This window comes from Variovorax fucosicus, assembly GCF_030316825.1.
GTDB classification, from domain to species: Bacteria; Pseudomonadota; Gammaproteobacteria; order Burkholderiales; family Burkholderiaceae_C; genus Variovorax; species Variovorax fucosicus.
This window is the reverse complement of sequence record NZ_JASZYU010000002.1, coordinates 1,000,857-1,013,621: the sequence shown is the minus strand read 5'-3', so window position 1 is coordinate 1,013,621 and position 12,765 is coordinate 1,000,857. Positions and strand designations below refer to the sequence as shown.

General features: G+C 62.1%; 11 protein-coding genes. 1 reads left to right on the top strand and 10 read right to left on the bottom strand.

Annotated elements, in window-relative coordinates:
• Nucleotides 1–166: 166 nt before the first annotated feature.
• Together QTI05_RS17030 and QTI05_RS17025 are read right to left on the bottom strand one after the other, a co-directional pair.
• Nucleotides 167–1,114 (bottom strand): alpha/beta fold hydrolase, encoded by a 948-nt coding sequence (locus QTI05_RS17030; protein WP_286622335.1) that lies wholly within the window; start codon nucleotides 1,112–1,114, stop codon nucleotides 167–169.
• Complete coding sequence (locus tag QTI05_RS17025) at nucleotides 1,108–2,655, bottom strand: class I adenylate-forming enzyme family protein (RefSeq protein WP_286622334.1); 1,548 nt, start codon at nucleotides 2,653–2,655, stop codon at nucleotides 1,108–1,110. Before QTI05_RS17025 ends, QTI05_RS17030 begins: the two co-directional genes overlap by 7 nt.
• Nucleotides 2,656–2,845: 190 nt before the next feature.
• Here QTI05_RS17025 and QTI05_RS17020 point away from each other — a divergent pair, with 190 nt between their 5' ends.
• Entirely contained in the window at nucleotides 2,846–3,529 is a 684-nt protein-coding gene (locus QTI05_RS17020; RefSeq protein ID WP_286622333.1) for a TetR/AcrR family transcriptional regulator, read from the top strand.
• 142 nt (nucleotides 3,530–3,671) lie between these two features.
• Here the strand turns inward: QTI05_RS17020 and QTI05_RS17015 are convergent, their stop codons facing one another.
• From QTI05_RS17015 to QTI05_RS16980, 8 genes are all read right to left on the bottom strand, one after another.
• Complete coding sequence (locus QTI05_RS17015; RefSeq protein ID WP_286622332.1) at nucleotides 3,672–4,046, bottom strand: VOC family protein; 375 nt, start codon at nucleotides 4,044–4,046, stop codon at nucleotides 3,672–3,674.
• Between the two features lie 61 nt (nucleotides 4,047–4,107).
• Nucleotides 4,108–5,328, bottom strand: a complete 1,221-nt coding sequence (locus QTI05_RS17010) for an acyl-CoA dehydrogenase family protein (RefSeq protein WP_286622331.1) — start codon at nucleotides 5,326–5,328, stop codon at nucleotides 4,108–4,110.
• Nucleotides 5,329–5,377: 49 nt separating this feature from the next.
• On the bottom strand, nucleotides 5,378–6,454 hold the full coding sequence (locus QTI05_RS17005; protein ID WP_286622330.1) for a phosphotransferase: 1,077 nt from the start codon (nucleotides 6,452–6,454) through the stop codon (nucleotides 5,378–5,380).
• Nucleotides 6,455–6,556: 102 nt separating this feature from the next.
• The gene (locus QTI05_RS17000; RefSeq protein ID WP_286622329.1) at nucleotides 6,557–7,264 is read right to left on the bottom strand and encodes a nitroreductase; all 708 of its coding nucleotides are present in this window, start codon (nucleotides 7,262–7,264) and stop codon (nucleotides 6,557–6,559) included.
• A 15-nt stretch (nucleotides 7,265–7,279) separates the two neighbouring features.
• Complete coding sequence (locus QTI05_RS16995; protein WP_286622328.1) at nucleotides 7,280–8,938, bottom strand: CocE/NonD family hydrolase; 1,659 nt, start codon at nucleotides 8,936–8,938, stop codon at nucleotides 7,280–7,282.
• A 45-nt stretch (nucleotides 8,939–8,983) separates the two neighbouring features.
• Nucleotides 8,984–10,147: an acyl-CoA dehydrogenase family protein gene (locus QTI05_RS16990; RefSeq protein ID WP_286546192.1), complete on the bottom strand. Its 1,164-nt coding sequence runs from the start codon at nucleotides 10,145–10,147 to the stop codon at nucleotides 8,984–8,986.
• A 41-nt stretch (nucleotides 10,148–10,188) separates the two neighbouring features.
• Nucleotides 10,189–10,611: a PaaI family thioesterase gene (locus QTI05_RS16985; RefSeq protein WP_286622327.1), complete on the bottom strand. Its 423-nt coding sequence runs from the start codon at nucleotides 10,609–10,611 to the stop codon at nucleotides 10,189–10,191.
• Between the two features lie 15 nt (nucleotides 10,612–10,626).
• A complete protein-coding gene (locus QTI05_RS16980; protein ID WP_286546187.1) occupies nucleotides 10,627–12,747 on the bottom strand; it encodes a 3-hydroxyacyl-CoA dehydrogenase NAD-binding domain-containing protein in 2,121 nt (706 codons plus the stop codon).
• Between the last annotated feature and the right edge of the window lie 18 nt (nucleotides 12,748–12,765).

Sequence of the window (12,765 nt, the reverse complement as noted above, 5' to 3'; positions counted from 1 at the left end):
ACCGTGTACTTCCTCGCGCTGATGGTGCACGCGCTGATCGAGCGGGAGCTGCGCCAGGCGATGGCCGTGGCCAGCATCGAACAGGTGCCGATCTATCCGGAGCAGCGCGCGTGCCGACGCCCGACCACCGAACACATCTTGCGGCTGTTCAGTCTGGCCGAGCGAATCACCATCTCGGCCCGTGACCAGATCGTCCGCATCTTCCCGCTACAAGTCGATCCTTTCCGGCACCTTGAACGAACGAGAGCACCGCTGCTGCAAAGTCGCGCGGCGCCTCCTGGGGCAAATTGTGGCCCGCAGCCGGAATCAGCCGGCGCACACAGGAGCCCGTGAAGAACTGCTTTTCGTGCTCTGGGCTGGCAAACAGCGTGAATCCGCTATTGCCGCCGTGCAACACGACGGTAGGCACCTGGATCGGCGGCCGCTCGGCCAGGCGGCGCTCGGTGGCTTCGACCGTCGGATCTCCCGGCACCAACGCGAAACGATGGCGGTAGGAATGAATGACCACGGCGACGAAGTCCGGGTTGTCGAAAGAGGCTGCAGTGCGGTCGTACGTCGCCCCGTCGAAATGCCAGCCAGGCGACCAAAGTTGCCAGATGAACCTGCACAGTTCGCGCCGATTTTGTGCCAGGCCCGCCCGCCCACGCTCGCCATGAAAATAGTACTGGTACCAAAGCTGATGCTCAATCGCGGGCGATTGCGGCTGCATGGCACCGGGGATGTACTGGATGTTGTAGCCGCCACCGGTTACCAAGCCGCTGACGCGTTCGGGCCACAGCGCAGCGACGATACAGGCGGCACGGCCTCCCCAGTCGTAGCCCGCCAGCACGGCGCGTTGTATCTGGAGGGCATCCATGAACGCCAAGAGATCGTGGCCGAGCACCGCCTGCTGTCCTGAACGCGGAGTCTCGGGAGACAGGAAGCGCGTGGGGCCGTACCCGCGCAGGTAGGGCGCAATGACACGACACCCCGCGGCAACCAGAAGAGGTGTGACGTCGTCGTAGGCGTGAGCATCGTAAGGGAACCCGTGCAGGAGGAGGACTGGTGCGCCGTCTCCGGCACCGCTCTCTTCGTAGGCAACGCTGAGTACACCCGCTTCCACCTTCTTCAGCATGCGAGCTGCTTTGTGTGGGCTTTGGCAGCGGCAAGCCACTCGTCTCGCAACTGAGTCTTTTGGACTTTGCCGACGGCCGAGAGCGGTAGCGGCTTGCTGCGGATGTCATAGCTGCGCGGGACCTTGTAGCCGGCGATCAGCGCGCGGCAGTGCGTGTCCAAATCAGAAGGGCTCAGTGTCGAGCCGACCCTCGGCACGACCACAGCATGAACCCGGTCCCCCCAGCGCTCATCGGGCAGACCGATCACAGCGCAAGAGTCGACGTTCGGGTGGGAGGCCAGGGCGTTCTCAACCTCGGCGCAATAGATGTTCTCGCCCCCGCTGATGATCATGTCCTTGATGCGATCGATAACGTACAGGAAGCCGTCATCGTCCAGATAGCCTGCGTCACCGGAGCAGAGCCACCCGTCCACCATGGTCTTCGCGGTTTTCTCGGGCTCCTTCCAATAGCCGCGCATGATGGCAGGACCGCGCATCTGGATCTCGCCGGTTTCCCCAGGACCGCACGGGCGAGAGTGAACATCGACGACACGAATCTCGAAGCCCGGCATCACCTGCCCCGCAGAACCCAACTTCCCCGCTTTGGGGCCACTCAAGACGTGGCTGTCAGGTGCCAACGTACTACTCGCACCGCACGCCTCGGTCATACCGTAAAACTGGTTGAGGCGGGCATTTGGGAATCCCTGCACCATTCGCGCAAGCAGTGCTTGAGATATCGGCGCGGCGCCATACGCGATAGAGCGAATCTGCGAAAGAAGCCGATCGTCACGCTCCGGCGCATCGAGAACCATCGCAGCCATTGTCGGAACGAGTTGAATGTGTGTCACACCTTCTTCCCGGAGCCGCCGGTAGAACACCCCCGGCGTGAACTGATCTATGAAGCTGTGCGTGCCGCAGCCAAATGTCACGGCCAGCCCGTTCGCGAGATCGGCCAAATGGAACAGCGGCGTCGAATGAAGGTATACGGTTTGCGTGTCGTGGCCGAGTTCGCGCTGTATACCCATTGCGCTGAAAGCGAAGTTCAAGTGGGTGAGTTCGACCCCCTTGGGCAACCCTGTTGTCCCTCCCGTGTAGCAGATCCCGGCTAGCGCATGGAGGTCCTCGCAAGCGTCATCGATCGGCGGATGCTCGATCATTTCCGCATACCGTTCGCCATCGAAGCAGACGAATGCCTTTAGCGTCGGCACCTCGTTTCCGATTTGGATTCCAACCTCCTTGAAGGACTCATCGCCGAAAAGCAGCAACGACTGCGAGTGTCCCGTGATGTATCGGAGTTCCGGATAGGCCAAGCGGGTGTTGAGGGGCACGATGACGCCGCCCGCCCACCAGATAGCCATCAACAGTTCGTAGTAGCTAGGCGAGTTCTTGGAAAGCGTTGCGATCCGATCGCCGGGCTTGAGTCCCAGAGACCTCAGCGCGCCCGCCATTGCGGACACGCGCCGCAGGTGTTCCGGCCAAGTGCGCCGCTCCTCACCACTCGAAATTGCCAAACCCTTAGGGTTGATGCTGGCCGCTCTGCGCAGCGCCGCCGTTGACGTCATGAATGTGCTCCTTGGCCGCAAGATTGGAACGAATCACTTTCGGATCCGGCCCGGCATGATCTGCAATGCATTAGACGACAGCGATCCTTAAAAGTAAATGTCCATTCAGTTCTGGAAAACCCTATGGGCCGCCACATAAACGAGGCCAGTCCTCGACATAAATCTAAGCTGACGCTACATTCACCTCCCAATGCAGACCGAAGCTCCTCCCCTCCGACGCAAGCGCGCGACCCACAAAGGGGACGCCACGCGAGAGGCGATCAAACAAGCCGCCAAACGAACAATCGCCATCGACGGCTTCGCTGCCGCAACGATTGCGGACATCATGGCGCAGGCGGATCGCTCGCCTGGCGCGTTCTATCTGTACTTCAAGACCAAGGAACAACTGCTGCACGAACTGCTGGAAGACTTCCGTCAGCGACTCAAGAACGAAGTCAACCGACCCGTCAGCAATACCGAAGGCCCCCTCGAAAATCTCTCAACGCGATTGACGGCTTTCTGGAAAATCTATCGGGAGGATTGGCCGATCGCCACAGCGGCCTTCCAAATGGCGATGGTCGATCAGCAGTTCTCCCGCGCTTGGCGCAGCGTCCGCCAGCAGGGCATACGCGGGCTCTCCGTCATGATTCAACTCGCGCAGAAGGAGGGCTACAGCCCGGGCATGGACACCGAACTGGCCGCGTCCGCACTTTGCTCCATGCTCGAATACACCTGCTACAACTGGACGGCGAAGGGCGGCGACTTCCCGGACCGCTTCATCGACGATGCCACCGCCGTCAAAGTATTGACCGAGCTCTTCGTGCATGCCGTCGGCTGGCAGTCGCTCACCAACGCCGACTACGCCGCAGCCAAGCAAACCTTGAGTGCAAAGTGACGCACTCCTTTGGAAGTCCAGCACCGGCATCGCGATCGGAATACCGCGCACCGCGCGTTGCATCAATCCTTGAGAATGCAGCGGCGCAAGCCGTTTCCGCGCTGGGCGGCAAACCGCTCTTAGTTCACTGCCGAAGACGATTTCAATAGCGAGCTACTTCGATCAGGTTGTTGTCCGGATCACGAAAGTAGACGGAAGTCATTTCTCCGCGGGCCCCCGTCCGCGCTATCGGGCCGACTTCGACCTCGACATTGCACTCTTTGAGGTGGCGACAAACTTCTTCGATCGGCCGTTCTGTGATGAAGCAAACGTCGGCAGAGCCTGGCGTGGGATGCGCCGCCTTTGGATCAAAGGTGCGCCCGGTTTCATGCACATTGATTTTCTGTTGACCGAAGTGCAAACCGGTGGGCCGCCCTTGCACATCGATGCGCCGGAACCCGAGCACCCGTGCGTAGAACTCGCACGTGACGTCAAGGGAACGAACCGTTAGAACAATATGGTCAATGCCTATGATCACAATCTGGCCCTCGCAGTGCTGTTGTCCCCGTGTTCATCCAGGAAGCTGTTCTTGTTTAATCTCAGCGCGACACATACTTGTTGAGTTCGAGCTTCGCAAGCGTGTTGCGGTGGACCTCGTCCGGGCCATCTGCAATTCGCACCGCCCGCGCCGTGATGTAGCTTTGCGCTAGCGGAAAATCCGGGCTAAGGCCGGCGCTGCCGTGCAGCTGAATTGCCCAGTCGATGACGTCGCATGCCATCTGCGGTGCGACGACTTTAATCATCGCAATCTCAGCCAACGCCGCCTTGTTGCCGACCACATCCATCATCCATGCTGCTTTGAGCGTCAAGAGCCGCGCCATGTCGATCTTGCAGCGCGCCTCGGCGATGCGCTCGCGCGTCACGCCTTGATCCGACAATGGGCGACCGAAGGCGATCCGCGTCGTTGCGCGCTGGCACATCAATTCGAGCGCGCGTTCCGCGAGGCCGATCAGGCGCATGCAGTGGTGGATGCGCCCAGGGCCAAGGCGCCCCTGCGCAATTTCGAAGCCCCGCCCTTCGCCGAGCAACATATTCGACGCCGGAACGCGGACATTCTCGAAGATCATTTCCACGTGGCCGTGGGGCGCGTCGTCGTAACCGAATACTTGCAGCGGACGTACCACCTTGACGCCCGGGGTATCAGCCGGAACGAAGATCATCGACTGCTGGGCATGACGCGGCGCGTCCGGGTCCGACTTGCCCATGAAGATATAGACCGCGCATCGTGGGTCGGCTGGGCCCGAGGTGAACCACTTGCGTCCGTTCAGAACGTAGTGGTCCCCCTCGCGCTTGATACGCGACTCGATATTCGTGGCATCCGACGACGCAACGCCGGGTTCGGTCATGGCAAACGCGCTTCGAATCTCACCCGCAAGAAGCGGCTCGAGCCAGCGCTTCTTTTGCTCTGGCGTGCCGTAGCGCACGATGATTTCCATGTTCCCGGTGTCTGGGGCCGAGCAATTGAAGACTTCACTTGCCCAAACGACGCGGCCCATGATTTCAGCCAGCGGCGCGTACTCCTGGTTCGTGAGTCCGGCGCCGTATTCGCTCTCGGGCAGGAACAAATTCCACAACCCAGCGTCGCGGGCTTTGGCTTTGAGCCTCTCAATCACCTGCAGCGGGGTCCAGCGCTTGCCTGCGGCGGTGTTCGCCTGCAGCTCTTCGAGCACCCCGGTCTCGGCCGGGTAGACGTACTCGTCCATGAAGGCGTTCAGCCGCGTCTGTAGCTCGATCGTTCGTAGGGAATAGTTGAAGTCCATGCGTTTCGTCTCCTGCATCTGGGAACGGGTGCGCCATGTGCGGCGCTTGTTATCCTGCCTGGGCGAACCGCCAGCCGAGTGCGGCAATGCGCTTGACGCCCTCCCCCGCCTGTCCAGCTTGCGCGCTCGACGCGGTGCCGTCGAGCGAACGCTTTGCGATGCCTTGCACGATCGCAGCGATGCGAAACAGGTTGTAGGCGAGGTAGAAGTTCCAGTCCGCCATCACCTCATCTACGTTGTTGCGCCCGGTGCGTTCGCAATACCGGCGCACGTATTCGAGCTCAGACGGGATGCCGAGGGACGCGATGTCGTGACCCTCCAGGCTGGGCCCCGTACCATTCGCGATATGCCACGAGATGCAGTGGTAGCTGAAGTCGGCAAGCGGGTGGCCCAGTGTCGAGAGTTCCCAATCCAGCACGGCCAGCACCCGCGGCTCGGTCGGATGAAAGATCAGGTTGTCAAGCCGGAAATCGCCGTGCACGACAGCTGTTTGCGATTCGTCCCGCGCCGCCGCCGGGATATGCGCCGGCAGCCACTGCATCAAGCTGTCCATGGCGGGGATCGGCTCGGTGATCGATGCGGCGTACTGCTTGCCCCAGCGGCCAATCTGGCGCTCGAAGTAGTTGCCTGGCTTGCCGAAGCTGCTCAGGCCGACGGACTCGATGTCGACACAGTGCAGCGCCGCCATGACGCGGTTCATCTCATCGTAGATTGCCCCGCGCTCAGCGTTGTCCATGCCTGGCAGCGACTGGTCCCACAATACGCGACCATCGACGAACTCCATGACATAGAAGGCGCGACCGATGACGGACTCGTCTTCGCACAGCAGATAGACTTGTGCGACCGGCACGCTGGTTGCGCCGAGTGCGCTCATCACGCGAAACTCGCGATCGATTGCGTGCGCCGAGGGAAGCAAATTCGCCGCCGGCCCCGGCTTGGCGCGCATCACGTAGGCCTTGCCGGGCGTGATTAGCTTGTAGGTCGGGTTCGACTGCCCGCCCTTGAACTGCTCGACCGCCAATGGCCCGGCGAAACCCGCCAAGCGCGCGGCGAGAAAGTGCTCCAGCTTCAGAGCGTCAAATGCATGCCGCTCGGCGACGGGTTTGGTGCCAGTGAAGGAATTCATACCGGAAAGTCACTTTCGTTTGGTGCGCCGTCGTACCTCGATCCGGCTTTGGGTTGCGACGTGCTCTACCCGCCGTCGCCAGATCCTCTGCAGTCGCGCCTTTTATTCGGGCACTTCGATGAACCTCGCGAATTTCGCCGCTGGCGTGCGTTCGCTGACCAGCGCGTTGACCGGCGCCCCGGTGTCTTCAAATCCCATGGACATGCCGCAAAGGAGCATTTCCTCGGATGGCGCGCCGATGTGTTCCATGACGACCCGATGAAACTTCAGGAATGCCCCCTGCGGGCAGGTGTGCAGTCCGCGCGCGCGCGCCGCCACCATCACGTTCTGCAGGAACATGCCGTAGTCAAGCCAGCTGGCAGGGGCCATGATGCGGTCGATCGTGAACATCAGCGCCACCGGTGCGTCGAAGAACTCGTAATTGCGGCCGCGCTGCTCGTGCATCTTCGCCGCGTCGCCTTTTGCGATGCCAATCAGGTTGTACATTTCCCAACCGACCTTGCGACGCCGATCGATATAGGGCGAGACCCATTCCGTCGGGTGATTCTGAAACTCCTCGCTTTGCTGCGCGAGCGCGGCCGGATCGTTGTAGACATCGAGGATCTTGCGCGACAGGGACGCCTTCGCCTCGCCGCCCAGGACATAGACTTTCCACGGCTGGATGTTGGTGCCCGACGGGGCGCGCGAAGCGACGTCGAGAATTTCCTCTACCGTCCGGCGCGGCACCTGCGTCGGCAGGAAGGCGCGCACCGCGCGGCGCGACGTGATCGCGGCGTCAACCGTTGCGATGGATTCAGGAGTGGGCAGCATGCGAATCTCCAGGCATCAATCGGCAGGAATGACCGGCACGAGCACATGCGAATCGAATTTGCCTCCGGTGTGGATGACATGCATCCCACGGTTGGCAGTTCGCACTGCGGTGTGTTTCCAAGCTTCGTGCGCATGGAGATCGCTGCCGAGGACCGTCACCCGCAGCGTTTCCCCTGGCTCGAACAAGACACTTGCAGGCCAGAGCTCGATTTCGACCGGCACGATTTCGCCCGGGCTCAGCTTGATCTCTCTCTGATGCTTGAGAACAGGTTGCTGGGGCGTCGATCGCTCTTCGTCAAGTTCGCGATGGGAAACGCGCAACCACCCATACGCCACCGGGCCATGATCAAAGCCACTCTGCGAGGGGAATGGCACCCGGTCGCCGGTCCGATCGAACTTGTCGAACACCACGAACAAGTCCATGTCGTCGCTGCCGACAGCCTCCACCCAAAGCTTCAGTTTGCTGTAGCCGGTGAGTTCCGTTCTCTCTTTGAAGTCGAATTCGAAGAATGCGTTTTGAGTCTTGTCATTCAGGTCGTCAACGCTGTAGCGGCTTTGCTCAGCTTTCGTCGACGGGGAGGTGCTCATGGAACTGTTGCTCGAACTCAGGAACAACTTCGTGTAGTTGGTGCGAGCGAGTGGCCATTCATTCTCTGCTCGGTAGTTGCCGACGTTGTACTTTTGGCGCACCTCCAGGTTGACCGCAGGCCAGTACTTCACTTCATTGTCGATGCCCTTCAGGAACCTGTCGAAGAACTGCCTCTGCATGTCCACGTGGTCGTAGTAGTCGACCCACTTCTTGCGACCATGGACCCTGAGCCACTTTTCCTTCGAAGAGATCTTCTTGAAGCCTTCGAATGTGCCTCGTGTATGCAGGCCATGGTCCGACCAGCTCGCGACGACGAACGCAGGGACGGTGATCTTCGACAGATCGGCGTTCTTGCTGGCCCAATAGTCGTCGAACAGCGGATGCTCCTTGGCCATTGCCAGCAGATCCTCCGCGCGTTTGCGAGGGCGGCACATCGTGCCCGGAAACATCGCGGTGAAATTGCTGCGGATGCCGCCGTGGAAGACCAGTTCGCGATAGAAGTCGCTCACGCCTTCCCAGGGATTGATCGCTGCCAGATGCGGGGGATTCATCGCGGCAATCTTCCACTGGCTCCAGCCCAGATAGGAGACGCCGTTCATGCCGACCTTGCCGTTGCTCCAGGCCTGGGTTCCCGCCCACTCGACCACGTCATACCCATCCAATTGCTCTTGCGGGCTCATGAACGTCAAGTCGCCCTCGGAACCCCAGGCGCCGCGCGGATCGACGTAGACGATGATGAAGCCATAGGGACACCAGTCCGCCGGATCCGGCCCTTCGAAGCGGGCGTATTCCGAATGCAATGCCTTCGATCCGCCGCAGCCCGGGAGCATCGCGTAGTAGTCATCCGCGCCTTCGTGCTTGCCGTAAGGCGCCCACGCCAGGACCACCGGGTACTTTCCCTCTGCCTTGGGACGGAAGATGTTGACGTAGATCTTCACGCCGTCGCGCATGGGGACCGGCACGTCGTACTCGCAGACCATGCCCAGCTTCTCGTCGACCCGATACCCGGGCCGAAGACCGACGTATCCGCCCCCGGAGGGGTGCTTTCCGCGAGTAAAGCGCAGTTCGAAATCAGTCTTGTCCATCTTCAACTCCACCTTCAACGTTGTTTTCCGAATAGGTCGGGCGGGTCAGCGGCCAGCCAGTCCCATCGCTCTGGAGATCACCTCTTTCATGATCTCGTTGGTGCCACCGTAGATGCGATGCACGCGCGCATCGGCGTACGCACGGGTGATCGGGCAGTCCCACATGTAGCCGTAGCCGCCGTGCAGCTGCACGCATTCGTCCAGCACCTTGCACTGCAAGTCTGTGGCCCAGTACTTGGCCATGCTGGCGGTCGCGGCGTCGAGCTTGTCCTCTCGCACCAGGTCCATGCACTTGTCCACGAACACACGGGCGATCTGCACCTCCGTTTGCAGTTCAGCGAGGACAAACCGGGTGTTCTGGTAGTCGGCGACTGCGCGGCCGAACACCTTGCGATCCTTGACGTATTGCACCGTCTGGTCGATCGCGGTCTGCGCGGTGGCCACGGCACCGATCGCGATCTGGGTGCGCTCCCAGGGCAGTTGCTCCATCAGGCAGATGAAGCCCTTGTTCTCCAAGGCCTCGCCGCCCAGCAGGTTGCTGGCGGGGACGCTGACATCGTCGAAGAACAGCTCGCCGGTGTCTTGCGCTTTCAAGCCCAGCTTCTTGAGCGGCTTGCCGTACGTCAAACCCTTCATGCCGCGTTCGACCAGCAGGAGGCTCGTGCCCTTTGCGCCGGCAGTGGGGTTGGTCTTGGCGACGACGATGACCAGGTCCGTGTGCCAGCCATTGGTGATGTACGTCTTGCTGCCGTTCAGCAGGTAGTTGCCATCGGCCTGCTTGATCGCGGTGCTCTTGATGCCCTGCAGGTCGCTGCCAGCGTCCGGCTCGCTCATGGCGATGGCGCCGATGATCTCGCCGCTCGCGAGCCTGGGCAGAAATCTCTTCTTCTGATCTTGCGTGCCGTAGCGCAAGATGTACGGGCCGACGATCTCGCTGTGCAGGTTGAAGCCGATCCCGCTGTAGCCGCCGCGCGCCAGCTCTTCCATCTGGATCACCGAGTAGAGCTTGTCCGCGCCGGAACCGCCATATTCCTCGGGCAGCGACATGCATAGATAGCCGTTGTCGCCCGCCTTCTTCCATACCGCGCGATCGACGTAGCCCTGCTCCTCCCAGGCGGCGTGGTAGGGCGCAATTTCCTTGTCCAGGAAGCGGCGGAAGCTGTCGCGGAAAGCCTCATGCTCGGGGCCGAAGAGAGTGCGTTCAATCATGGGTACCTTCTCGCTTGAACTTGATGGCGGACGGGAGCGCCTTATGCCGGCAGGCTGAATATGGCCATTGCGGAAGCGACATCCTTGCCCGAATCGGCCAACACCATCGAAACCTTGCAGAATGAAAGTGTGCGGCCCGACCGAACGATTTCTGCCTTGGCCAGCAGGTCTTCCTTGCCGCCGCCACTCAGGAAGGTCATGTGCAGATCCACCGTGGCCACGGGCCGGCGGCCGCGGCCGTCGGTCCAGATGGCAAAGCACATGGCGGTGTCGGCCAACGCCGACAGCGCCTGGCCGGCGTAGATACCACCTTCGCGGCAGGCCATCGGCGTGGGCCGCATCCGCAGCGTCGCGCTTCCCTTCCCCAGGTGCTCCACGGTGAGGCCGAGCTCACGCACGCAACCGGGCATGGTGGCGTCGGCCAGCACCTGGGCGCCTTGCTCGAGGGTGAATTTGGCTGTCATGCCCGCCCCTTCGCCTCAATGCACATGGAAGGTCTCGCCCGTCTCAGCGCGGCGACGCAACGAATCTGGGCTGAGGAAGCGGCGGCCGTGCCGCTCGGCCAGCACGTCGCACTGGTGCACGAATTCCTTGAGGCCCGTGTCGTCCACATGCGCCAGCACCCCGCCGCGCCAGGCCGGATAGCTCCAGCCGAGCACCGAGGCCAGATCGATCTCCATCGCGTCTTCGGCGATGCCCTCGTCGATCGCATGGATCGTCTCCAGCGACTGCACGTGCATCAAGCGCTGCACCACTTCGTCCGCCTCAGGCTGCCGCCGCAGCGGCGGAAACACCTCGCTGAGCCCCGCCCACAAGACCTTGCCGCTTTCGGGATAGTCATACACACCGCCTGGCCCCTTGCGACCCACGCGTGCAGCCTCGACCAGCTTCTTCGCCGCGGCCAACGCCTTGTCGGATTCGCAGGCCGTGCCGCGACCCTCGCGCTGCAGGCTGGAAAGAATGTCGGTCAACAGGTCGTAGGATGTGAGGTCGGCCATGGCCAGCGGGCCAATGGGCATCCCCGCGATGAACGCAGCGTTGTCGATGAGCGCCGGCGAGACACCTTCGTCGAGCATGGTGAGGGCTTCGCGCGTGTAGGCAGCCACCACCCGTGAGGTGTAGAAGCCCGGCCCGTCATTCACCACGACGGCCGTCTTACCCAGCAGCTTGACGAAGTCCAGCGCGTGCGCATGTGTGCGCGGCGATGTCTCGCCGCCCAGAATGACCTCGACCAATTGCATGCGGTCGACCGGCGCAAAGAAGTGCAGCCCGATGAAGTTGGCAGGCTGAGCCAAGCCCTTTGCAAGTGCGTTGATCGACAGCGACGACGTATTGGATGCGATCAGCACTTGCGGACCCGCCGCCTCGGCGATCTTGCGGAAGACCTGGGACTTCACCTCGACCGATTCGACGACCGCCTCGACGACCAGGTCGCAGCCTGCGAGCGCCGCCATGTTGTTACCCGCTTCGAGGCGAGCCAGAGCGGCATCGCGCGCTTGAGGCGTCATCAGCTTCCGCTCGACGGCGCCATCAAAGGTCTTGGCGATTCGAGCCTTGCCGCGCTGCGCGGCTTCGTCCGTCGTGTCAATGAGTACCGTCTGCAGTCCGGCGCGCGCGCAGACCAGTGCGACGCCCGCGCCCATCAGGCCGGCACCGATCACGCCAACACGGCGCGGCTCGAAAGTGGCCTCCCCCGCGGGCCGACGCGCCAGCTTGCGCGCGGCGTTCGCAGCCATGAAGCTGGTGCGGATTCGGTTCTTCGCCGACGGCGAGGCTGCCACCATGCCAAAGTAGCGGGCCTCAATCTCCAGGCCGGCGTCGATGCCGCGCTCCAGGCCCTGGGCCAGCACATGCAGCAAGGCCCCGGGCGCCAAATCGCCCGCCGGCGACTTGCCGCGCAGCTTTGGCCAGCCATAGAAGAAAAACCAGCGCCCTTCACGCGATTGCGGCTCGAAGTCGCGGTAGCGGAATCCCTTGGCATCCCAGGGCTGTACGACGTTCGAGTGCGACAACGCCCAGACCCGTGCGGCCTCAAGCAGCTCATCGGCGGGCACGATCGCGTCGATGATGCCCAGCGACTTCGCCTCGAGAACATTCACGGCTTTCCCATCGAGCATCAATTTCGACGCAGGGGCAATGCCGATCAGCCGAGGCAGTCGCTGGGTGCCGCCCGCGCCGGGAATGAGACCCAGGGTCGACTCGGGCAATCCGATGCGCAACCGCTGGTCATCGGCCGCCACGCGATAGTGGCAGGCGAGCGCGAGTTCCAGTCCACCGCCCAGTGCGGAGCCGTTCAGCGCAGCCACGACGGGCTTGCCCGCGCGCTCCATGCGCCGCAGACATGCCCCAATGTCGCGCACGTTGGCGATGACTGCTTCCGGGCTGGCCGCAGAGTAGATCTCATCGATGTCCCCGCCGGCCAAGAAGTCTCGTTTGGCTGAGCTGATGACGATGCCCGTGACGGCTGGGTCCGATACCGCGGCGTCGACGGCCTTCACAAAAGCGGCCCGCGACTCGGCATTCTTGATGTTCACCGGCCCGTTCGGGTTGTTCCAGATGATTTGAGCGATGCCGTCGCTGCCTACAGAATAGTCAATCACTTTTTGCTTCCTGTACTG